Origin of the sequence: Cupriavidus sp. WS (assembly GCF_000395345.1) — a bacterium.
In the GTDB taxonomy this organism is placed as follows: Bacteria; Pseudomonadota; Gammaproteobacteria; order Burkholderiales; family Burkholderiaceae; genus Cupriavidus; species Cupriavidus basilensis_B.
Map to the genome: position 1 here is coordinate 1 of NZ_AQPL01000440.1, position 22646 is coordinate 22646.

17 protein-coding genes and 1 tRNA gene are annotated in these 22646 nt (G+C 65.0%); all 18 read left to right on the forward strand.

Annotated elements, in window-relative coordinates:
- Positions 1-104: 104 nt before the first annotated feature.
- Positions 105-180, forward strand: a tRNA-Trp gene (locus tag K206_RS0130205).
- A gap of 59 nt (positions 181-239) precedes the next feature.
- Positions 240-620, forward strand: coding sequence for a preprotein translocase subunit SecE (gene secE, locus K206_RS0130210; RefSeq protein WP_020206065.1), 381 nt, complete (start codon positions 240-242; stop codon positions 618-620).
- A gap of 10 nt (positions 621-630) precedes the next feature.
- On the forward strand, positions 631-1212 hold the full coding sequence (gene nusG / locus K206_RS0130215) for a transcription termination/antitermination protein NusG (protein ID WP_029044254.1): 582 nt from the start codon (positions 631-633) through the stop codon (positions 1210-1212).
- 166 nt (positions 1213-1378) lie between these two features.
- The gene (gene rplK / locus K206_RS0130220) at positions 1379-1810 is read left to right on the forward strand and encodes a 50S ribosomal protein L11 (protein ID WP_006162338.1); all 432 of its coding nucleotides are present in this window, start codon (positions 1379-1381) and stop codon (positions 1808-1810) included.
- Entirely contained in the window at positions 1811-2506 is a 696-nt protein-coding gene (gene rplA / locus K206_RS0130225) for a 50S ribosomal protein L1 (protein WP_020206067.1), read from the forward strand.
- Between the two features lie 425 nt (positions 2507-2931).
- The gene (gene rplJ, locus K206_RS0130230) at positions 2932-3459 is read left to right on the forward strand and encodes a 50S ribosomal protein L10 (RefSeq protein ID WP_029044255.1); all 528 of its coding nucleotides are present in this window, start codon (positions 2932-2934) and stop codon (positions 3457-3459) included.
- A gap of 70 nt (positions 3460-3529) precedes the next feature.
- Positions 3530-3904 carry a 50S ribosomal protein L7/L12 gene (gene rplL, locus K206_RS0130235; protein WP_020206069.1) on the forward strand — a complete coding sequence of 125 codons (375 nt, stop codon included), beginning with the start codon at positions 3530-3532 and terminating at the stop codon, positions 3902-3904.
- A 445-nt stretch (positions 3905-4349) separates the two neighbouring features.
- The gene (gene rpoB / locus K206_RS0130240) at positions 4350-8456 is read left to right on the forward strand and encodes a DNA-directed RNA polymerase subunit beta (RefSeq protein WP_029044256.1); all 4107 of its coding nucleotides are present in this window, start codon (positions 4350-4352) and stop codon (positions 8454-8456) included.
- A 123-nt stretch (positions 8457-8579) separates the two neighbouring features.
- Complete coding sequence (gene rpoC, locus K206_RS0130245; protein WP_020206071.1) at positions 8580-12824, forward strand: DNA-directed RNA polymerase subunit beta'; 4245 nt, start codon at positions 8580-8582, stop codon at positions 12822-12824.
- Positions 12825-13266: 442 nt separating this feature from the next.
- Positions 13267-14607, forward strand: coding sequence for a short-chain fatty acid transporter (locus K206_RS0130250; protein ID WP_020206072.1), 1341 nt, complete (start codon positions 13267-13269; stop codon positions 14605-14607).
- 62 nt (positions 14608-14669) lie between these two features.
- Positions 14670-14966 carry a YciI family protein gene (locus K206_RS0130255; protein ID WP_020206073.1) on the forward strand — a complete coding sequence of 99 codons (297 nt, stop codon included), beginning with the start codon at positions 14670-14672 and terminating at the stop codon, positions 14964-14966.
- A 98-nt stretch (positions 14967-15064) separates the two neighbouring features.
- On the forward strand, positions 15065-16111 hold the full coding sequence (locus K206_RS0130260) for a cyclase family protein (RefSeq protein WP_020206074.1): 1047 nt from the start codon (positions 15065-15067) through the stop codon (positions 16109-16111).
- A gap of 52 nt (positions 16112-16163) precedes the next feature.
- Positions 16164-16448: a muconolactone Delta-isomerase gene (catC, locus tag K206_RS0130265; RefSeq protein ID WP_020206075.1), complete on the forward strand. Its 285-nt coding sequence runs from the start codon at positions 16164-16166 to the stop codon at positions 16446-16448.
- A 42-nt stretch (positions 16449-16490) separates the two neighbouring features.
- A complete protein-coding gene (gene pcaD / locus K206_RS0130270) occupies positions 16491-17273 on the forward strand; it encodes a 3-oxoadipate enol-lactonase (RefSeq protein ID WP_020206076.1) in 783 nt (260 codons plus the stop codon).
- Between the two features lie 116 nt (positions 17274-17389).
- Positions 17390-19246 (forward strand): DNA helicase RecQ, encoded by a 1857-nt coding sequence (gene recQ / locus K206_RS0130275; RefSeq protein ID WP_020206077.1) that lies wholly within the window; start codon positions 17390-17392, stop codon positions 19244-19246.
- 371 nt (positions 19247-19617) lie between these two features.
- On the forward strand, positions 19618-19995 hold the full coding sequence (rpsL, locus tag K206_RS0130280) for a 30S ribosomal protein S12 (RefSeq protein WP_006162330.1): 378 nt from the start codon (positions 19618-19620) through the stop codon (positions 19993-19995).
- A gap of 224 nt (positions 19996-20219) precedes the next feature.
- A complete protein-coding gene (gene rpsG, locus K206_RS0130285) occupies positions 20220-20690 on the forward strand; it encodes a 30S ribosomal protein S7 (protein ID WP_017224519.1) in 471 nt (156 codons plus the stop codon).
- A 117-nt stretch (positions 20691-20807) separates the two neighbouring features.
- Positions 20808-22646: elongation factor G (gene fusA / locus K206_RS0130290; protein ID WP_043367359.1), on the forward strand; the 1839-nt coding region annotated here is incomplete at its 3' end.

Here is a 22646-nt window from a genome sequence, read left to right on the forward strand (position 1 = left end):
TGGCCAAGATCCTCGACTGATAAGGTCGATCAGCGGATACGGCACCAACCGGCCGCATCCGTTGCCAGAGGGGTTGGCGTCAGCGCCGACCCCAAAGTTGTTTTAGGGGTATAGCTCAACTGGCAGAGCGTCGGTCTCCAAAACCGAAGGTTGGGGGTTCGATTCCCTCTGCCCCTGCCAATTCAATCAGCCGCGTCGCGATACAGTATCGTGACGCGGCTTAGTCTCGTTTGCGAAACATGGCCAATCCCAACGTCGAAACCGTCAATGCCTCCAGCGGCAAGTGGTTGCTGGGCGTCGCGGTGCTATTGGTGGTTGCCGGCGTCATCGGTTTCTATGCCCTGGCACAGCAGCCTTCCTATGTGCGCGGCGCCGCGCTGTTCGGCGGCATCGCACTGGGCGTGGTGGTCGCGCTGGTCTCGGCGCCGGGCAAGGACTTCATCGGATTCGCCAAGGAATCCTATCGCGAAGTCCGCAAGGTCGTCTGGCCTACCCGCAAGGAAGCCGGTCAGATGACGGGCTTGGTGTTTGTCTTCGTCGTGATCATGGCCGTGTTCCTGTGGTCTGCGGACAAGCTCATCGAGTGGGTCATCTTTTCGCTCGTGCTTGGCTGGAAATGAAGGATAGAACATGACGGATAACGCACAACAGGAAGTCCCCGCAGCGGAATCGCCTTCGTCGAAGAAGCGCTGGTATGTGGTGCACGCTTATTCCGGCATGGAAAAGAGCGTGCAGCGCGCGCTGCAGGAGCGCATCGACCGCGCGGAAATGCAGGACAAGTTCGGCCGCATCCTGGTGCCGTCGGAAGAAGTGATCGAGATCAAGGGCGGCCAGAAGTCCGTCACCGAGCGCCGTTTCTTCCCCGGCTACGTGCTGGTCGAGATGGAAATGACCGACGAGACCTGGCACCTGGTGAAGAACACCAGCAAGGTCACGGGTTTCGTGGGTGGCGCGCGCAATCGCCCGAGCCCGATTTCCCAGCGGGAAGTCGACAAGATCATGACCCAGATGCAGGAAGGGGTCGAGAAGCCGCGTCCCAAGACGCTGTTCGAAGTGGGCGAAATGGTGCGCGTCAAGGACGGCCCGTTCACCGACTTCAACGGCAATGTCGAGGAAGTGAACTACGAGAAATCGCGCCTGCGCGTCTCGGTCACGATCTTCGGCCGCGCCACCCCGGTCGAGCTCGAGTTCGGCCAGGTCGAGAAGGTTTAAGGATTTTGCCCGCCGCCGGCCCGCAAGGGCGGCGGCGGACGAATAGGGCGGGGTCCTCGCGACCGCGCCCAAAGAGGAGCGTGAGGTCGTGCCAGCGGCACGGCGACAGCGCGTTACGACTCAACAGGATCCGTTCGACAAGCGAAGGATCCGGATTGGAGTAAAGATGGCCAAGAAGATCATTGGCTTTATCAAGCTGCAGATTCCGGCTGGTAAGGCAAATCCCTCCCCGCCCGTGGGCCCGGCACTGGGTCAGCGCGGCCTGAACATCATGGAGTTCTGCAAGGCGTTCAACGCGCAGACCCAGGGCATGGAACCCGGCCTGCCGGTGCCGGTGGTGATTACCGCCTTCGCCGACAAGAGCTTCACGTTCGTGATGAAGTCGCCCCCGGCGACCGTGCTGATCAAGAAGGCCGCCGGCCTGACCAAGGGTTCGGCCAAGCCGCACACCGACAAGGTCGGCAAGATCACCCGCGCCCAGGCTGAAGAAATCGCCAAGGCAAAGAACGCTGACCTGACCGCCGCCGACCTGGACGCCGCCGTGCGTACCATTGCCGGCTCGGCGCGTTCGATGGGCATCACCGTGGAGGGTCTGTAAATGGCTAAGCTTTCGAAGCGCGCAGCCGCCAACAAGGCGAAGATCGAGCGCACCAAGTTCTACCCGATCGACGAGGCCCTGGGCCTGGTGAAGGAATGCGCATCGGCCAAGTTCGACGAATCGATCGACGTGGCCGTGCAGCTCGGCATCGATGCGAAGAAGTCGGACCAGGTGGTCCGCGGCTCCGTGGTGCTGCCTGCCGGTACCGGCAAGTCGGTGCGCGTGGCTGTGTTCGCGCAAGGCGAAAAGGCTGAAGCTGCCAAGGCAGCCGGCGCCGACATCGTCGGCATGGAAGACCTGGCCGAGCAAGTCAAGGCCGGCAACCTGAACTTCGACGTGGTGATCGCCTCGCCGGACACCATGCGTGTCGTCGGTACGCTGGGCCAGATCCTGGGCCCGCGCGGCCTGATGCCGAACCCGAAGGTCGGCACCGTGACGCCCGACGTGGCCCAGGCCGTGAAGAACGCCAAGGCCGGTCAGGTGCAGTACCGCGTCGACAAGGCCGGTATCATCCACGCCACCATCGGCCGCCGCTCGTTCGACGACGCCGCGCTGAAGAGCAACCTGAACGCGCTGATCGAAGCGCTGGTGAAGTCGAAGCCGGCCACGAGCAAGGGCGTGTACCTGCGCAAGATCGCCGTGTCGTCCACGATGGGCGTTGGCGTGCGCGTGGAACAGGGCTCGCTGTCGGCCTGAGGCTGACAGACACCGGGCGGACCCGATAACGTCGCCCGGGGTAAAGAATCGAAGATCCCGGCCCAGGCCGGGGTCGTCTCCCCGGCTGCAGCGGCGCCCCAACAGGCGCGGCAGCCGCGGGGAGCAAGGCTTTGGGCAGTGGTGCCCGCCGGCGCAAGCAGGCAGGCACCGCTGGTTATCAAAGACCGCTGGTGGCGGGCGCGGCCGAAGTCTGGCCGGCTTGCCTTAATCGGGCGGAGCGTGTGTGGCGGGGTGTTTGACCCGGCTGCGGCGCCTCCCGCCCCACCAGCGCAGATGGCGCACCCGAGGGATTGATGAATCCGGGCAACGACCCGGGTGATTCGGGCCAATCGGACGCCGTTCGTTTGGACTGATGTGCGTGCCCCGGACGATCCGGGGGACAAGCATCGTTTTGGAGCTTAACCGTGCCACTCAATATTGAAGATAAGAAGGCCGTCGTTGCTGAGGTTTCGGCGCAAGTCGCCAAAGCCCAGACCATCGTCGTGGCCGAATATCGCGGCATTGCGGTTGGCGATCTGACCAAGCTGCGCGCCAAGGCCCGCGAGCAAGGCGTGTACCTGCGCGTTCTGAAGAACACGCTGGCCCGCCGCGCCGTGGAAGGCACGCCGTTTGCAGGCCTCGCAGAGCAAATGACCGGCCCGCTGATCTACGGTATTTCCGAAGATGCAGTGTCGTCGGCCAAGGTTCTGAACGACTTTGCCAAGACCAACGACAAGCTGGTTCTGCGCGCAGCGTCGTACGACGGCAACGTGCTCGATGCTGCTGCCGTCAAGGCACTGGCCTCGATCCCGAGCCGTGACGAACTGATTGCTCAGCTGCTTGGCGTGATGCAGGCACCGGTGTCGGGCTTCGCCCGTCTGCTGGCTGCACTGGCCGCCAAGAAGGGCGAGGGCGAAGCCGCCCCCGCCGAGAGCGAAGGCGCGGCTGCCTAAGGCGCAAGCCCGCAGCCCGGCTTAAAAGATCGCATTACCGATACCGAATCAAATCTAGCAGGAGTAACAAATGGCAATCAGCAAAGACGACATCCTCGAAGCCGTAGGCGCGATGTCCGTGATGGAACTGAACGACCTGGTCAAGGCGTTCGAAGAAAAGTTCGGCGTGTCCGCCGCTGCAATGGCCGTGGCCGCTGCCCCGGGCGCCGGCGGTGCTGCCGCTGCCGAAGAGCAGACCGAGTTCAACGTGATCCTGGCCGAAATCGGCGCCAACAAGGTTGGCGTGATCAAGGCCGTGCGCGAAATCACCGGCCTGGGCCTGAAGGAAGCCAAGGACCTGGTCGATGGCGCACCGAAGCCCGTCAAGGAAGGCGTGGACAAGGCTGCTGCAGCCGAAGCCAAGAAGAAGCTGGAAGACGCAGGCGCAAAGGCCGAAATCAAGTAAGCTGTGCTCGCGTGCCATTTCGCGGCACGCGGATGGGGCTGGCAAAGGGAGTTTCCCGGCGCCAGCCTTTTTGCGCTTCTGCGAAGTGTGTTTTATACGACACCTGGAGCGCGGATAAATCGGACAAGTCGCCAGAGTATGGCGCAAGAAGTGGCGTAAACGATGCTTGAAAGCTAGGTAATTTCCTAAGCTTCAGCAGAGGCCAAACATCAGTGGCACACTAAACGGTTGCTGATGTTTGTCTTCTGAACCGACTGCAGAAGACAAGTTTGGTCGGGTGTCCCCCGAGCCGGCATGGCGCATCGCGTCGTAGCTGCCGGCTCGCAGCGTGCGGGCACCGTCAGCCAGAGGTTGGTAGCGGCCAACCGCCAAATCCCCTCCCAGTCGCTGAACACCTCAGGTGCTGCGCCAGGTCCAGCCAGCCCTGCGATGATTCGGAGATCCCATGGCGTACAGCTTCACCGAAAAGAAGCGCATTCGCAAAAGTTTTGCGAAGCGCGCGACGGTTCACCAGGTTCCTTTCCTGCTTGCCACTCAGATTGAATCCTACACTCAGTTTCTGCAAGAGGATACGCCACCCTCGCGTCGCAAAACAGAGGGCCTGCAAGCGGCATTCAGCGCAATCTTCCCGATTGTGTCGCACAACGGGCTCGCCCGTATGGAGTTCGTCTCCTACCACCTCTCCAACCCGCCGTTCGACGTCAAGGAATGTCAACAGCGTGGCCTGACCTTCCACTCGGCCCTGCGCGCCAAAGTGCGCCTGATCATCAACGATCGGGAAAATCCGGGCAAGGTCAAGGAAGTCAAGGAACAGGAAGTCTACATGGGCGAAATTCCGCTCATGACGTCGACCGGTTCGTTCGTGATCAACGGTACCGAGCGCGTGATCGTCTCGCAGCTCCACCGTTCCCCCGGCGTGTTCTTCGAGCACGACAAGGGCAAGACCCACAGCTCGGGCAAGCTGCTGTTCTCGGCCCGGATCATCCCCTACCGCGGTTCGTGGCTCGATTTCGAGTTCGACCCGAAGGACATCCTGTACTTCCGCGTCGACCGCCGCCGCAAGATGCCGGTGACGATCCTGCTCAAGTCGATCGGCCTGACGCCCGAACAGATCCTGGCGCACTTCTTCGTGTTCGACAACTTCACGCTGCAGGCCGAAGGCGCGCAGATGGAGTTCGTGCCCGAGCGCCTGCGCGGTGAAGTCGCGCGCTTCGACATCGCCGACAAGAACGGCCGCGTCGTGGTGGAGAAGGACAAGCGCATCAACGCCAAGCACATCCGCGACCTGGACTCGGCCGGCACCAAGCTCATCAGCGTGCCGGAAGACTACCTGCTGGGCCGCGTGCTGGCCAAGAACATCATCGACCCGGACACCGGCGAGGTGATCGCCAACGCCAACGACGAGCTCACCGAGACCGTCCTGGAGAACCTGCGCGAAGCCGGCGTCAAGCAGATCCAGACGCTGTACACCAACGACCTGGACCAGGGTCCGTACATGTCGCAGACCCTGCGCGTGGACGACACCGCCGACCAGACCGCCGCGCGTATCGCCATCTACCGCATGATGCGTCCCGGCGAGCCGCCGACCGAAGACGCGGTGGAAGCGCTGTTCCAGCGCCTGTTCTACAGCGAAGAGTCGTACGACCTGTCGCGCGTCGGCCGCATGAAGGTCAACAGCCGCCTGGGCCGCCCGAGCGGCGAAGGCAGCATGGTGCTGCAGGACGAGGACATCCTCGAGACCATCAAGATCCTGGTCAACCTGCGCAACGGCAAGGGCGAGGTCGATGACATCGACCACCTGGGCAACCGCCGCGTGCGTTGCGTCGGCGAACTGGCCGAAAACCAGTTCCGCGCCGGCCTGTCGCGCGTGGAGCGCGCCGTCAAGGAACGTCTGGGCCAGGCCGAGACCGAGAACCTGATGCCGCACGACCTGATCAACTCGAAGCCGATCTCCTCGGCCATCCGCGAGTTCTTCGGTTCGTCGCAGCTGTCGCAGTTCATGGACCAGACCAACCCGCTGTCCGAGATCACGCACAAGCGCCGCGTCTCCGCACTGGGCCCGGGCGGCCTGACCCGCGAGCGCGCGGGCTTCGAAGTGCGCGACGTGCACCCGACCCACTATGGCCGCGTGTGCCCGATCGAAACGCCGGAAGGCCCGAACATCGGCCTGATCAACTCGCTGGCGCTGTATGCGCGCCTGAACGAGTACGGCTTCCTGGAAACGCCGTACCGCAAGGTCGTCGACAGCAAGCTGACCGACCAGGTCGACTACCTGTCCGCGATCGAGGAAGGCAAGTACGTGGTGGCGCAGGCCAACGCGACGGTCGACGCCGACGGCACCCTCATCGACGAACTGGTGTCGTCGCGTGAAGGCAGCGAGCGTGAAACCCGCATGGTCACGCCGGACCGCGTGCAGTACATCGACGTGGCGCCGTCGCAGATCGTGTCGGCGGCAGCCTCGCTGGTGCCGTTCCTCGAGCACGATGACGCGAACCGCGCACTGATGGGCGCGAACATGCAGCGCCAGGCCGTGCCTTGCCTGCGTCCGGACAAGCCGCTGGTGGGCACCGGCATCGAGCGCACCGTCGCGGTCGACTCGGGCACCGCCGTGCAGGCGACCCGTGGCGGCGTGGTGGACTACGTCGATGCGATGCGTATCGTGATCCGCGTAAACGACGACGAAGCCGTGGCCGGCGAAGTCGGCGTGGACATCTACAACCTGATCAAGTACACGCGCTCGAACCAGAACACCAACATCAACCAGCGTCCGATGGTCAAGGTCGGCGACTTCGTCGCCCGCGGCGACGTGATCGCCGACGGCGCCTCGACCGACCTGGGCGAGCTCGCGCTCGGCCAGAACATGCTGGTGGCGTTCATGCCGTGGAACGGCTACAACTTCGAAGACTCGATCCTGATCTCCGAACGCGTGGTCGCCGAAGACCGCTACACCTCGATCCACATCGAGGAACTGTCGGTCGTCGCCCGCGACACCAAGCTGGGACCGGAAGAAATCACGCGCGACATCTCCAACCTCGCCGAAGCGCAGCTGGCGCGCCTGGACGAGTCCGGCATCACCTACATCGGTGCCGAAGTGGAAGCCGGCGACGTGCTGGTGGGCAAGGTCACGCCGAAGGGCGAGACCCAGCTCACGCCGGAAGAAAAGCTGCTGCGCGCGATCTTCGGCGAGAAGGCTTCGGACGTGAAGGACACCTCGCTGCGCGTGCCCTCGGGCATGAGCGGCATCGTGATCGACGTCCAGGTCTTCACCCGCGAAGGCGTGACGCGCGACAAGCGTGCCCAGTCGATCATCGACGACGAACTCAAGCGCTACCGCCTGGACCTGAACGACCAGCTGCGCATCGTCGAAGGCGACGCCTTCCAGCGTCTGGAACGCCTGCTGCTCGACAAGACCGTCAACGGCGGTCCGAAGAAGCTGGCCAAGGGCGCCAAGCTGACCCGCGAGTACCTGGCCGACCTGGACAAGTACCACTGGTTCGACATCCGCCCGGCCGACGAGGAAGTCGCCGCCCAGCTCGAAGCCGTCAAGGAAGCCATCGAGCAGAAGCGCCACGAGTTCGACCTGGCCTTCGAAGAGAAGCGCAAGAAGCTCACGCAGGGCGACGAACTGCCGCCGGGCGTGATCAAGATGGTCAAGGTGTACCTGGCCGTCAAGCGCCGCCTGCAGCCTGGCGACAAGATGGCAGGCCGTCACGGCAACAAGGGTGTCGTGTCCAAGATCACCCCGATCGAAGACATGCCCTACATGGCCGACGGCACGCCCGCCGACATCGTGCTCAACCCGCTGGGCGTGCCTTCGCGGATGAACGTGGGCCAGATTCTGGAAACCCACCTGGGCTGGGCCGCGCGCGGCCTGGGCGAGCGCATCGGCAACATGCTGAAGGCGCAGGCCAAGGCAGCCGAAGTGCGCAAGCTGCTCACGCAGATCTACAACGAGAGCGGCAAGGTCGAAGACCTCGACAGCCTGTCGGATTCGGAAATCCTGGAACTGGCCGAGAACCTGAAGAAGGGCGTGCCATTCGCGACGCCGGTGTTCGATGGTGCGCATGAGGACGAAATCCGCCGCATGCTGGACCTCGCCTATCCGGAAGAGATCGCGAAGGAGAAGGGCCTGACCGCTTCCAAGCAGCAGGTCACGCTGTTCGACGGCCGCACCGGCGAAGCGTTCGAGCGTCCGGTCACGCTGGGCGTGATGCACATGCTGAAGCTGCACCACTTGGTCGACGACAAGATGCACGCCCGTTCGACCGGCCCGTACTCGCTGGTGACGCAGCAGCCGCTGGGCGGCAAGGCGCAGTTCGGTGGCCAGCGTTTCGGTGAAATGGAAGTGTGGGCGCTGGAAGCATACGGCGCCTCCTACGTGCTGCAGGAAATGCTGACGGTCAAGTCCGACGACGTGAACGGCCGGACCAAGGTCTACGAGAACATCGTCAAGGGCGAGCACTCGATCGATGCCGGCATGCCGGAATCGTTCAACGTGCTGGTGAAGGAAATCCGCTCGCTGGGTATCGACATCGACCTCGATCGCTACTGATCGAGAGCGCGCGGGAGGCCGGTCGCGGCCAGCCTCCCGCCGGTTGCCAGCTACGGTTTTCCCACAGGATGAATGTCGTGGCCCCGAAGGGATTTCGGGGTTGCGGCGAAACAAGGAGTTGCAATGAAAGCATTGCTCGATCTCTTTAAGCAGGTTCAGCAGGAAGAGCAGTTCGACGCGATCAAGATCGGCCTGGCCTCGCCGGAGAAGATCCGTTCGTGGTCGTACGGTGAAGTCAAGAAGCCGGAAACGATCAACTACCGCACGTTCAAGCCCGAGCGCGATGGCCTGTTCTGCGCCAAGATCTTTGGTCCGATCAAGGACTACGAGTGCCTGTGCGGCAAGTACAAGCGCCTCAAGCACCGCGGCGTGATTTGCGAGAAGTGCGGCGTCGAAGTGACGCTGGCCAAGGTGCGCCGCGAGCGCATGGGCCACATCGAACTGGCCGCGCCGACCGCGCACATCTGGTTCCTGAAGTCGCTGCCGTCGCGTCTGGGCATGGTGCTCGACATGACGCTGCGCGACATCGAGCGCGTGCTGTACTTCGAGGCATTCGTGGTGCTCGAGCCCGGCATGACCCCGCTCAAGAAGAGCCAGATCATGTCCGAGGACGACTACCTGGCCAAGTGCGACGAGTACGGCGAGGGCGAGTTCGTCGCCATGATGGGTGCCGAAGGCATCCGTGAGCTGCTGCGCGGCATCGACATCGAGAAGCAGATCGAACAGATCCGCGCCGAGCTGCAGGCCACCGGCTCCGAAGCCAAGATCAAGAAGTTCGCCAAGCGCCTGAAGGTGCTCGAGGCGTTCCAGCGCTCGGGCATCAAGCCCGAGTGGATGATCCTGGAAGTGCTGCCGGTGCTGCCGCCCGAGCTGCGTCCGCTGGTGCCGCTGGACGGCGGCCGCTTCGCGACCTCGGACCTGAACGACCTGTACCGCCGCGTCATCAACCGCAACAACCGCCTCAAGCGTCTGCTGGAGCTGAAGGCGCCTGAGATCATCGTGCGCAACGAAAAGCGCATGCTGCAGGAAGCGGTCGACTCGCTGCTGGACAACGGCCGTCGCGGCAAGGCGATGACCGGCGCCAACAAGCGTCCGCTGAAGTCCCTGGCCGAAATGATCAAGGGCAAGGGCGGCCGTTTCCGTCAGAACCTGCTGGGCAAGCGCGTCGACTACTCGGGCCGTTCGGTCATCGTGGTGGGCCCGACGCTCAAGCTGCACCAGTGCGGCCTGCCCAAGCTGATGGCGCTCGAGCTGTTCAAGCCCTTCATTTTCCACAAGCTGGAAACGATGGGCATCGCCACCACCATCAAGGCGGCGAAGAAGGAAGTGGAAAGCCAGACCGCGGTGGTGTGGGACATCCTCGAAGAGGTGATCCGCGAGCATCCGGTCATGCTCAACCGCGCGCCGACGCTGCACCGCCTGGGCATCCAGGCGTTCGAGCCGGTGCTGATCGAAGGCAAGGCCATCCAGCTGCACCCGCTCGTCTGCGCGGCGTTCAACGCCGACTTCGACGGCGACCAGATGGCCGTGCACGTCCCGCTGTCGCTGGAAGCGCAGATGGAAGCCCGCACGCTGATGCTGGCCTCCAACAACGTGCTGTTCCCGGCCAATGGCGACCCCTCGATCGTGCCGTCGCAGGACGTGGTGCTGGGTCTGTACTACACGACCCGCGACAAGATCAACGGCCGCGGCGAAGGCCTGACGTTCGCCGACATCAGCGAAGTGATCCGCGCCTACGAGAACAAGGAAGTCGAGCTGGCTTCCCGCGTGAACGTGCGCATCACCGAGTATGAGCTGGTGGACAAGGACGCCGTGGGCGACGCCCGCTTCGCGCCCAAGATCACGCTGCAGGCCACCACGGTCGGCCGCGCGATCCTGTCCGAGATCCTGCCGAAGGGCCTGCCGTTCTCGGTGCTGAACAAGCCGCTGAAGAAGAAGGAAATCTCGCGCCTGATCAACACCGCGTTCCGCAAGTGCGGCCTGCGCGAGACCGTGATCTTCGCCGACAAGCTGCTGCAGTCGGGCTTCCGTCTGGCCACGCGCGCCGGCATCTCGATCGCCATCGACGACATGCTGGTGCCGCCGCAGAAGGAAAAGATCATTGGCGACGCGGCCGCCAAGGTCAAGGAATACGACAAGCAGTACATGTCGGGCCTGGTGACCGACCAGGAACGCTACAACAACGTCGTGGACATCTGGGGCGCCGCCGGCGACCAGGTGGGCAAGGCGATGATGGAGCAGCTCCAGCATGAAGACGTGGTCGACCGCAACGGCAATACCGTCAAGCAGGAATCGTTCAACTCGATCTACATGATGGCCGACTCGGGCGCGCGCGGTTCCGCCGCGCAGATCCGCCAGCTGGCCGGCATGCGGGGCCTGATGGCCAAGCCGGACGGCTCGATCATCGAGACGCCGATCACGGCGAACTTCCGTGAAGGCCTGAACGTTCTGCAGTACTTCATCTCCACCCACGGCGCCCGTAAGGGCCTGGCCGACACGGCACTGAAGACCGCCAACTCGGGTTACCTGACCCGCCGTCTGGTCGACGTGACGCAGGATCTGGTGGTGGTGGAAGACGATTGCGGCACCACCAACGGCGTGGCCATGAAGGCCCTGGTCGAAGGCGGTGAAGTGATCGAAGCCCTGCGCGACCGTATCCTCGGCCGCGTGACGGTGACCGACGTGGTGAACCCGGAAACCCAGGAAACCGCGATCGAAGCCGGCACCCTGCTGGACGAAGACCTGGTCGACCTGATCGACGCCCTCGGCGTGGACGAAGTCAAGGTGCGCACCCCGCTGTCGTGCGACACGCGCTACGGCCTGTGCGGCAAGTGCTATGGCCGCGACCTCGGCCGCGGCGTGCTGGTGAACTCCGGCGAAGCGGTCGGCGTGATCGCCGCCCAGTCGATCGGCGAGCCGGGCACGCAGCTGACCATGCGTACCTTCCACATCGGCGGCGCGGCATCGCGCGCGGCGGTGGCATCGAGCGTGGAAGCGAAGGCAACCGGTACCGTGCGTTTCACGGCGACCATGCGCTACGTCACCAATGCGAAGGGCGAGCTGATCGTCATCTCGCGTTCGGGCGAAGCGCTGATCACCGACGACCACGGCCGCGAGCGCGAGCGCCACAAGATCCCGTACGGCGCGACGCTGCTGGTGCAGGACGGCCAGGCCATCAAGGCCGGCACGCAGCTCGCGACGTGGGACGCGCTGACGCGCCCGATCGTGTCGGAGTACACCGGCACGACCAAGTTCGAGAACGTCGAAGAAGGCGTGACCGTCGCCAAGCAGATGGACGAAGTCACCGGCCTGTCGACCCTCGTGGTGATCGACGCCAAGCGCCGCACGGCCGCCACCAAGGGCCTGCGCCCGCAGGTGAAGCTGCTCGACGCGAATGGCCAGGAAGTCAAGATCCCGGGCACGGACCACTCCGTGACCATCGGCTTCCAGGTCGGCGCGCTGATCACCGTGAAGGACGGCCAGCAGGTGCACGTGGGTGAAGTGCTCGCGCGTATCCCGACCGAATCGCAGAAGACCCGCGACATTACCGGGGGTCTGCCGCGCGTGGCCGAGCTGTTCGAAGCCCGTTCGCCGAAGGACGCCGCCGTGCTGGCGGAAGTCACCGGCACGACTTCGTTCGGCAAGGACACCAAGGGCAAGCAACGCCTGGTGATCACCGACCTGGACGGCAACGCCCACGAGTTCCTGATCGCCAAGGAAAAGCAGGTCCTGGTCCACGACGGTCAGGTGGTGAACAAGGGCGAAATGATCGTGGAAGGTCCGGCGGACCCGCACGACATCCTGCGCCTGAAGGGCATCGAGGAACTGGCGCACTACATCGTCGACGAAGTGCAGGACGTGTACCGTCTGCAGGGCGTGAAGATCAACGACAAGCACATCGAAGTGATCGTGCGCCAGATGCTGCGCCGCGTGCAGATCTCGGATGTGGGCGACACCAAGTTCATCCCGGGTGAACAGGTGGAGCGTTCGGAACTGCTCGACGAGAACGACCGCGTGATCGCCGAAGGCAAGCGTCCGGCCACGTACGAGAACCTGCTGCTCGGTATCACCAAGGCGTCGCTGTCGACCGACAGCTTCATCTCGGCGGCATCGTTCCAGGAAACCACGCGCGTGCTGACCGAAGCCGCGATCATGGGCAAGACCGACGACCTGCGCGGTCTGAAGGAAAACGTGATCGTCGGCCGTCTGATCCCGGCCGGTACCGGCCTGGCCTACCACCGCGCCCGCAAGGCGCGCGAGGCGGCCGAGCGCGAACGCGCCCAGGCGATCTCCGACGAAGAGCAGTCGCTCTTCATCGAGCCGCCGGTGGTGCCGGCGACGACGGAAGGCGAGGGCGACGCGGTCTGATCGCATTGACCGTGTTTTCCTGACGCCTGCCCAAGTCAGCGCGAAAGGCAATAGCAGCAGAAGTGGAAAAGCCCGGCTTTCGAGCCGGGCTTTTTTTCGTCCGGCGCTTGCGCAGCGCCTGCCGCTGGCCTTGTCCGGTCTTTCGATTGCCTTTCATGGTGCTTTCGCCTGGCTTTCAGCCGCGCGGCGCGGGCAGCGCGCCGTTTTTTCGCGAATTCGGCCGGATGCCGCGGGATGCCGAGGGATACGGTCAGAAGCCGTCGACTTGAACGTACTTATGAAAAATGCCGCCGAATTGTTGCTGAATAAGAAATGAAATAGCGTGCTCATTGACTTGACCCCCCGCATCGTTGCTCCTAGCATCCACGCAAATCGCCGATTTGTTCGAGAGAAGAACGCAAGTTCTACAGGCGACAAAAATCATCATTTGTGGGGACACGCAGTGAGCAAGATCGCAGGTTTCTTTACCGAACTGATGCGCCGGTATTTGCCGGATCCTTTCGTTTTCGCCATCGCGCTGACGTTGCTGACGATGGTCATGGCGATCCTGCTGGAGGGCCAGCCCGCCCCGGCGGTGATCCTGAGCTGGGGCAAGGGCTTCTGGAACCTGCTGGCGTTCACCACGCAGATGGCGGTGATCCTGGCGATGGGCTACGTGCTCGCCGCCGCGCCGCTGACCGACCGCCTGCTCGACCGCATCGTCGGCGCCGTGCACACGCCGCGCGGCGCGGTGATCGTCGCCACGCTGGTGGGCGCCATCGGCAGCTACCTGAACTGGGGCTTCGGCCTGGTGATCGGCGGCATCATCGCCAAGAAGCTCGCCACCAAGGTGCGCGGCGTGCATTACCCGCTCATCATCGCCGCCGCGTACAGCGGCTTCACCATGTACGGGCTGGGCCTGTCGGCCAGCATCCCGGTGCTGATCTCCACGCCGGGCCACCCGCTCGAGAAGTCGATGGGCGTGGTGCCGCTGTCCGAGACCATCTTCTCGCTGCCGATGCTGCTGACCAGCCTGGTGGTCCTCGTGACCCTGCCGCTGCTCAATGCCTGGCTGCACCCGCGCAACCCGGCCGACGTCGTCGAGATCAAGCCCGAGGCCAGCGCTGCCGACACCGCGCAGGGTTCCGGCCACAGCCTCGGCGGCGACGGCACCGTGGCCGCCCGGCTGAACCACAGCCGCCTGCTGAGCCTGGCCATCGGCCTGTGCGGCGTGGGCTACGCCGTGCTGTACTTCCGCGCGGGCGGCTCGCTCGACCTGAACCTGATCAACTTCATGATCCTGTTCCTGGGCGTGCTGCTGCTGGGCACGCCGGTCAACTACGTGGCCAAGCTCAACGAAGGCATCAAGACCATCTCGGGCATCATCCTGCAGTATCCGTTCTACGCTGGCATCATGGCGATCATGGCCGGCTCGGGCCTGGTCGACAGCATCTCGCGCGTGTTCGTGGACATCGCCACGCCGCAGACGCTGCCGTTCTGGGGCCTGATCAGCTCCTTCGTCATCAATTTCTTCGCGCCGTCGGGCGGCGGCCACTGGGTGATCCAGGGCCCGTTCATGATCGATGCGGCCAAGGCCATCGGCAGCTCGATCAGCCAGACCTCGATGTCGGTGATGCTGGGCAACGCCTGGAACGACCTGGTGCAGCCGTTCTGGATCCTGCCCGCGCTGGCGCTGTCCAAGCTCAGCCTGAAGGACGTGATGGGCTACACCGTGATCATGATGTTCTGGGTCGGCCTGGTGTATATCGGTGCGCTGCTGCTGTGGGGCGCGCAGATCGGCTGAAGCCGGCCCGCCTCGCACCGCCAGCCAACCCGTCCAAACCGAATCGCGCAGAGGAGACCACCATGCCGTTCCTGATCGAAACCTGGGACAAGCCCGCGCACCAGCCGGTGCGCCAGGCCAGCCGGGCCGCCCATCTCGCCTACCTCGAGGCCAACAAGGCGCTGCTGCTGGCCTGCGGCGCCAAGCTCAACGACGACGGCAGCGATGCCGGCGGCGGCTTCTACATCGTCGACCTGGACACGCGCGAAGCCACGCAGGCCTTTATCGACGCCGATCCGTTCGCCCTGGCCGGCCTGTTCGGCGAAGTGCGCATCACGCGCTGGCGCAAGGCCTACCTCGGCGGCGCATGCTATCTGTGAGCCTGTCCAGCACCTGAGCGGCCACCGCGCCGCCCGCCTGCCGGCCCGCGGCACCCTGCCCGCGCAGGCGCCCGCCGGCGCAACGACCCGAGACCAACATGCGATGGAAGAACCGGCCGGACGGCTCCAACTGGGGCGAGTTCGGCCCTGACGACCAGCTCGGTCGCCTCAACCTGATCACGCCGGACAAGGTGCGCGACGCCGCGCGCGAGATCCGCACCGGCAACACCTTCTGCCTCTCGCTGCCGCTCGACCTGCCGGGCGGCAACGCGCTCAACGTGCGGCGCCATCCGCCGCAGCTGCGCCCGACCTTTCGCGACGGCATCGCCTACGTCAATTTCCCGCTGGCCAAGGTCGACGCCAACGCGCTCGACGTGCTCAGCGACGACCAGGTCCTGCTGTCGCTGCAGTACTCGACGCAATGGGATTCGCTGGCCCACGTCGGCGCGCTGTTCGACGCCGACGGCGACGGCGTGGCCGAGCGCGTCTACTACAACGGCTTCCGCCCCAACCAGGACATCGTCGGCCCGGTCGACTACGCCGAGGCCGACGGGTTTGCCGCCCATCCGTGCGGCCACGACCACAGCCACGCCGCGGCGCTGGGCATCGAGCATTTCGCCGCGCACGGCATCCAGGGCCGCGGCGTGCTGCTGGACGTCGCCGAATACCACGGCCGCGGGTTCGCCACGCTCGGCTACGACGACCTGATGCGCGTGATCGAGGCCGACCGCGTGGAGATCGGGGAGGGCGACATCCTGGTGCTGCGCACGGGTTTTGCCGAGATGGTGCTGGAGATGAACGGCACGCCCGACGCCGAGCGCCTGCACCATAGCTGCGCCGCGCTCGACGGCCGCGACGAGCGCCTGCTGCAATGGATCACCGACAGCGGCGTCGCCGCGCTGGCGGCCGACAACTACGCGGTCGAGCGCTTTCCCGCGCGCCCGGCCAGCGGCGCCGCACCGGCCCTGCCGCTGCATCACCACTGCCTGTTCAAGCTCGGCCTGCCGCTGGGCGAGCTGTGGTACCTGCGCGAGCTGGCCGGCTGGCTGCGCGCCAACGGCCGCACGCGCTTCTTCCTCAGCGCGCCGCCGCTGCGGCTGCCCGGCGCGCTCGGCTCGCCGCTGACGCCGGTCGCCACGGTGTGACCTTTCATTCAACGCACGAAATACGACGTACCGCCAAGCCCAGGAGATATTCATGTTGTTCATGGCAGAAATGACCGTCCGCATCCCGCATTCGCTCGATACGCAGTTCGTCGAGAAGCTCAAGGCCGATGAAAAGGCGCTGTCGCAGAAGCTGCAGCGCGAAGGCAAGTGGCGCCACCTGTGGCGCGTGGCCGGCCAGTACGCCAATGTCAGCATCTTCGACGTCAAGGACAACGACGAGCTGCACACGCTGCTGACCTCGCTGCCGCTCTATCCGTACATGGACATCACCGTGACCGCGCTGGCGCAGCACGGCTCGGCCATCGCGCAGAACTGAGCCGCGCCGCCAACCCACCGATCCACCGGAGTCCCGCACACCATGCCTTACGCAGACCTACCCGACGTCCGCCTGCACTATCGCCTCGACGGCGACGCCAGCCTGCCGGTGCTCGTGCTGTCCAACTCGCTCGGCACCAATCTCGACATGTGGCAGCCGCAGGTGGCCGCGTTCTCGCAGCGCTTCCGGCTGCTGCGCTACGACACGCGCGGCCACGGCGCGTCCTCGGTCACGCCGGGCCCGTACACCATCGCGCAGCTGGGCCAGGACGTGATCGGCCTGCTCGACCACCTGCAGATCGCGCGCGCGCATTTCTGCGGCCTGTCGATGGGCGGCATCACCGGCATGTGGCTCGCCGTGCATCATCCGCAGCGCATCGACCGCCTGGTGCTGAGCAATACCGCGGCCTACATCGGCCCGCCCGAGAACTGGACCAACCGCGCCACGGCCGTCGAGCGCGACGGCGTGGCGTCGATCGCCGCGGCCGTGGTCGAGCGCTGGCTCACGCCCGGGTTTGCCGCGCAGCAGCCGGCGCTGGTGGCATCGCTGCTGGCCATGCTCGGCGCCACCGACGCGGCCGGTTATGCGGCCAACTGCCGCGCGGTGCGCGACTCGGACCTGCGCGAGGCCGTGGCGGCCATTACGCGTCCGACGCTGGTGATCGCCGGCGCCAACGACCTGCCTACGCCGCCGCGCGACGGCGCTTTCCTGGCGCAGGCCATTCCCGGCGCGCGCTACGTGGAGCTGGCGCCGGCAGCGCATCTCTCGAACCTGGAGCAGGCCGAGCCGTTCGCCCGGGCGGTGCTGGACTTCCTGCAGGGCTGAAGCCGGCGCCGCCCGGGCGCGCAACGGTTGGAAACGTCCGTACCGGGCCCTTAGTGGTATGGTTACGCCTTTCCGGCTTGCCGGGGCTTTTCCGGCTTCACCGCTATCGTTTCCCTATGTCGCGCGCGCTGGCGATTCTCAAGGATGTTTTCGGGTACCACGCCTTCCGCGGCCGCCAGGCCGAGATCATCGACCATGTGGCCGACGGCGGCGATTGCCTGGTACTGATGCCCACCGGCGGCGGCAAGTCGCTGTGCTACCAGATTCCGGCGCTGCTGCGCCAGCGCGCGGGGCAGGGCACCGGCATCGTGGTGTCGCCGCTGATCGCGCTGATGCAGGACCAGGTGGCGGCCCTGACCGAGGCCGGCGTGCACGCTGCCGTGCTGAACTCGACGCTCAGCGGCGCCGAGGCCGCGGCGGTCGAGCGCGACCTGCTCGCCGGCCGGCTCGAGATTCTCTACGTGGCGCCCGAGCGGCTGATGACGCCGCGCTTCCAGGACCTGCTCGAGCGCACCCGCATCGGCGTGTTCGCCATCGACGAGGCGCACTGCGTGTCGCAGTGGGGGCACGATTTCCGCCCGGAATACATCCAGCTGTCGGTGCTGCACGAGCGCTTCCCCTACGTGCCGCGCATCGCGCTCACCGCCACCGCGGACTCGGTCACGCGCGAGGAGATCGTCGAGCGCCTGTCGCTGCATGACGCGCGCGTCTTCGTCTCCAGCTTCGACCGCCCCAACATCCGCTACCGCATCGTCGAGAAGGACAATGCGCGCCAGCAGCTGCTGTCCTTCATCAAGGCCGAGCACCTCGCCGCGGACGGCACCCACGACAGCGGCATCGTCTACTGCCTGTCGCGCAAGAAGGTGGAGGAAACCGCGAGCTGGCTCAACAGCCAGGGACTCAACGCACTGGCCTACCACGCCGGCATGGACGCCGGCGTGCGCCAGCACCACCAGGCGCGGTTCCGCGAGGAAGAGGGCGTCATCATGGTGGCCACCATCGCCTTCGGCATGGGCATCGACAAGCCCGACGTGCGCTTCGTCGCCCACATGGACCTGCCCAAGAGCATGGAAGGCTATTACCAGGAAACCGGCCGCGCCGGCCGCGACGGCCTGCCCGCCAACGCCTGGATGGCCTACGGCTTGGGCGACGTGGTGCAGCAGAAGCGCATGATCGACGAGTCGGAGGCGGACGAGGCCCACAAGCGCGTGTCGTCCGCCAAGCTCGACGCGCTGCTCGGGCTGTGCGAGACCGCCGGCTGCCGCCGCGTGCGCATCCTGGCCTACTTCGACGAAGCCAGCGAGCCGTGCGGCAACTGCGACACCTGCCTGGAGCCACCCGCCACCTGGGACGGCACGCGCGAGGCGCAGATGGCGCTGTCCTGCGTCTACCGCACCGCGCAGGCCAGCCGCGTGCACTTCGGCGCCACGCACCTGGTCGACGTGCTGCGCGGCAACGCCTCGGAGAAAGTGCGCCAGTGGGGGCACGACAAGGTTTCCACGTTCGGCATCGGCGCCGAGCGCTCGGTGTCCGAGTGGCACGCGGTGTTCCGCCAGCTGATCGCGCACGGCCTGCTGGTGATCGACCACGGCGGCCACGGCTCGCTGCTGCTGGGCGAGTCCGCGCGCGCGGTGCTCAAGGGCGAGATGCCGATCACGCTGCGGCGGCAGGCCAGCAAGCCCGGGCGCAGCGGCGAGCGCGCCGCGCGCGGCGGCAGCGGCACGCGCACCGACCACACCGCCGGCATGGACGCCGACGCGCTGGCCAACTGGGAAGCGCTGCGCAAGTGGCGCACCGACACCGCGCGCGAGCATGGCGTGCCGGCCTACGTGATCTTCCACGACGCCACGCTGGCCGAGCTGGCGCGCAGCGCGCCGGACTCGCTGGCGGCACTGGCCGAGGTGCCCGGCATCGGCGCGGCCAAGCTCGAGCGCTACGGCGACGCGATCCTCGAGACGCTCGGCGCGGTGTAGCGGCTGGCCGGCAACGGCGCATGTCGGCGGCATGGTCGGCATTGGGGAACGTATACGTATACCCGCTTGACCGTTTGCGATTGCCCTGCTAGCATGTCAGATTCGAGTTTTTGGCTTTGGATTTCGCTCGCCTGTCGGATTTGTGGCCTCCGGTCCGCAATCGGCAAGCCTGCCGGGGGATCGACGATGTCTCCGGTGGTGTGGTCGCAGCGGGATCCCCGGCGAGCTCGCGCTCTTTGGCCGTCTGTACTTCCACAGGTCCCGTCTCAAGAGCGCCCGCTCACCTTTCCCGCCCAAAACCCGTCGTTGCCCTTCCGGCCCATTGCTTGTGGCGGAGGGGTGTTTTTCGTAAAACCAAGCTGGATTGAACAATGCCAACTATCAACCAACTGGTTCGCAAGCCGCGCGTCTCTGAAGTCGTCAAGAGCAAGAGCCCGGCGCTTGAGAACTGCCCCCAGCGTCGCGGCGTGTGCACCCGTGTGTACACCACGACGCCGAAGAAGCCGAACTCGGCACTGCGTAAGGTCGCCAAGGTGCGCCTGACCAACGGTTTCGAGGTCATCTCGTACATCGGCGGTGAAGGCCACAACCTGCAGGAACACTCGGTCGTGCTGATCCGCGGCGGCCGTGTGAAGGACTTGCCGGGTGTGCGCTACCACATCGTCCGTGGCTCGCTCGACCTGCAAGGCGTGAAGGATCGCCGCCAGGCTCGTTCGAAGTACGGCGCGAAGCGTCCGAAGGCTGCCTAAGTCAAGGCTTGCAGCCTGGGCCGAGGCCCGAAGCCATAACCGATGGCCTGTGGCGGTTGCGTCATGGTGCTGTCACCAGGCGGCGGTACAACGGAGCGTTTTTTGCGCCGTGCCGTCGAGTAAGTGGTCACCCGGCGAATTTGCCTGAATGGAAGGCAAGCTAGTTGGTGGCCGGAGAGCGGGAAATCTGTGCCGCGCTCTCAACTGAATCTAAAGGAAAGAAGATGCCACGTCGTCGTGAAGTCCCCAAGCGGGAAATTCTGCCTGATCCGAAGTTCGGTAACGTCGAAGTTGCCAAGTTCATGAACGTGCTGATGCTGGACGGCAAGAAGTCGGTTGCCGAACGCATCGTCTACGGCGCGTTCGACCAGATCGAAAAGAAGGCAGGCAAGGCCCCCGTCGAAGTGTTTTCCGTTGCCATCAACAACGTGAAGCCGGTGGTCGAAGTGAAGAGCCGTCGCGTGGGCGGCGCCAACTATCAGGTTCCGGTCGAAGTCCGTCCGTCGCGTCGTTTGGCATTGGCGATGCGTTGGCTGCGCGAGGCCGCGAAAAAACGCAGCGAGAAGTCGATGGCGCTGCGCCTGGCAGGTGAGCTGCTGGAAGCATCGGAAGGCCGCGGCGGCGCGATGAAGAAGCGCGACGAAGTGCACCGCATGGCCGAAGCCAACAAGGCGTTCTCGCACTTCCGCTTCTAAGGCGCGCGGGTTACGTCGTTGGTTGCCGGGCGGGCTGTGTCACGACACGCTCGCCCGTTTGTGTTACGGGCGCTGGCAATGAGATGCCGGCGCCTCACGGACGAATAGAGGATTAAAGTGGCTCGTAAGACTCCCATTGAGCGCTACCGCAATATCGGTATCTCGGCTCACATTGACGCGGGTAAAACCACCACGACCGAGCGCATCCTGTTCTACACCGGTGTGAACCACAAGATCGGTGAAGTGCATGATGGCGCCGCCACGATGGACTGGATGGAGCAGGAGCAGGAGCGTGGCATCACGATCACCTCCGCTGCGACCACCGCCTTCTGGAAGGGCATGGCCGGCAACTATCCCGAACACCGCTTCAACATCATCGACACCCCGGGCCACGTGGACTTCACCATCGAGGTGGAGCGTTCCATGCGCGTGCTGGACGGCGCGTGCATGGTGTACTGCGCAGTGGGTGGCGTGCAGCCGCAGTCGGAAACCGTCTGGCGCCAGGCCAACAAGTACGGCGTGCCGCGCCTGGCCTTCGTCAACAAGATGGACCGTACCGGCGCGAACTTCTTCAAGGTCTACGACCAGCTGAAGACCCGCCTGAAGGCCAACCCGGTGCCCGTCGTGGTGCCGATCGGCGCTGAAGACGGCTTCCAGGGCGTGGTCGATCTGCTGGAAATGAAGGCGATCATCTGGGACGAAGCCAGCCAGGGCGTGAAGTTCGAATACCAGGACATCCCGGCCGAGCTGCAGGCTACCGCTGAAGAATGGCGCGAGAAGATGGTCGAGTCCGCCGCCGAAGCCAGCGAAGAGCTGATGGAAAAGTACCTGGGCGGCGAAGAGCTGACCCGCGCCGAGATCGTCAAGGCGCTGCGTGACCGTACCATCGCCTGCGAAATCCAGCCGATGCTGTGCGGCACCGCGTTCAAGAACAAGGGCGTGCAGCGCATGCTCGACGCCGTGATCGACTTCCTGCCGTCGCCGGTCGACATCCCGCCGGTCAAGGGCGTGGACGAAAGCGACGACGAGAAGAAGCTCGAGCGCAAGGCCGACGACAGCGAGAAGTTCTCGGCGCTGGCGTTCAAGATCATGACCGACCCGTTCGTCGGCCAGCTGATCTTCTTCCGCGTGTACTCGGGCAAGATCAACTCGGGCGACACCGTGTACAACCCGGTGAAGCAGAAGAAGGAGCGTCTGGGCCGTATTCTGCAGATGCACGCCAACCAGCGCGAAGAAATCAAGGAAGTGCTGGCCGGCGACATCGCCGCCGCGGTGGGCCTGAAGGACGCCACCACGGGCGATACGCTGTGCGATCCGGCTGCCCCGATCGTGCTCGAGCGCATGATCTTCCCGGAGCCGGTGATCTCGCAGGCCGTCGAGCCGAAGACCAAGGCCGACCAGGAAAAGATGGGCATCGCCCTGAACCGCCTGGCCGCCGAAGATCCGTCGTTCCGCGTGCGTACCGATGAAGAATCGGGTCAGACCATCATTTCGGGCATGGGCGAGCTCCACCTCGAAATTCTGGTCGACCGCATGAAGCGCGAATTCGGCGTGGAAGCCAACATCGGCGCGCCGCAGGTGGCCTACCGCGAAACCATTCGCAAGAAGGCCGAGGACGTCGAAGGCAAGTTCGTCAAGCAGTCGGGCGGCCGCGGCCAGTACGGTCACGCCGTGATCACGCTGGAACCGCAAGAGCCGGGCAAGGGCTTCGAATTCATCGACGCCATCAAGGGCGGCGTGATTCCTCGCGAATACATCCCGGCGGTCGAAAAGGGCATCGTCGACACGCTGCCGGCCGGTATCCTGGCTGGCTTCCCCGTGGTGGACGTGAAGGTCACGCTGACGTTCGGTTCGTACCACGACGTGGACTCGAACGAAAACGCGTTCCGCATGGCCGGCTCGATGGCGTTCAAGGACGCCATGCGCAAGGCCAGCCCGGTTCTGCTCGAGCCGATG

Coding starts and splice junctions, on each gene's coding strand:
- rplA (WP_020206067.1), top strand. CDS start 1,811: ATGGCTAAGCTTTCGAAGCGCGCAGCCGCCAACAAGGCGAAGATCGAG.
- recQ (WP_020206077.1), top strand. CDS start 17,390: ATGTCGCGCGCGCTGGCGATTCTCAAGGATGTTTTCGGGTACCACGCC.
- rpoB (WP_029044256.1), top strand. CDS start 4,350: ATGGCGTACAGCTTCACCGAAAAGAAGCGCATTCGCAAAAGTTTTGCG.
- K206_RS0130255 (WP_020206073.1), top strand. CDS start 14,670: ATGCCGTTCCTGATCGAAACCTGGGACAAGCCCGCGCACCAGCCGGTG.
- rplK (WP_006162338.1), top strand. CDS start 1,379: ATGGCCAAGAAGATCATTGGCTTTATCAAGCTGCAGATTCCGGCTGGT.
- secE (WP_020206065.1), top strand. CDS start 240: ATGGCCAATCCCAACGTCGAAACCGTCAATGCCTCCAGCGGCAAGTGG.
- catC (WP_020206075.1), top strand. CDS start 16,164: ATGTTGTTCATGGCAGAAATGACCGTCCGCATCCCGCATTCGCTCGAT.
- K206_RS0130260 (WP_020206074.1), top strand. CDS start 15,065: ATGCGATGGAAGAACCGGCCGGACGGCTCCAACTGGGGCGAGTTCGGC.
- rpsG (WP_017224519.1), top strand. CDS start 20,220: ATGCCACGTCGTCGTGAAGTCCCCAAGCGGGAAATTCTGCCTGATCCG.
- nusG (WP_029044254.1), top strand. CDS start 631: ATGACGGATAACGCACAACAGGAAGTCCCCGCAGCGGAATCGCCTTCG.
- rplL (WP_020206069.1), top strand. CDS start 3,530: ATGGCAATCAGCAAAGACGACATCCTCGAAGCCGTAGGCGCGATGTCC.
- rpsL (WP_006162330.1), top strand. CDS start 19,618: ATGCCAACTATCAACCAACTGGTTCGCAAGCCGCGCGTCTCTGAAGTC.
- pcaD (WP_020206076.1), top strand. CDS start 16,491: ATGCCTTACGCAGACCTACCCGACGTCCGCCTGCACTATCGCCTCGAC.
- rpoC (WP_020206071.1), top strand. CDS start 8,580: ATGAAAGCATTGCTCGATCTCTTTAAGCAGGTTCAGCAGGAAGAGCAG.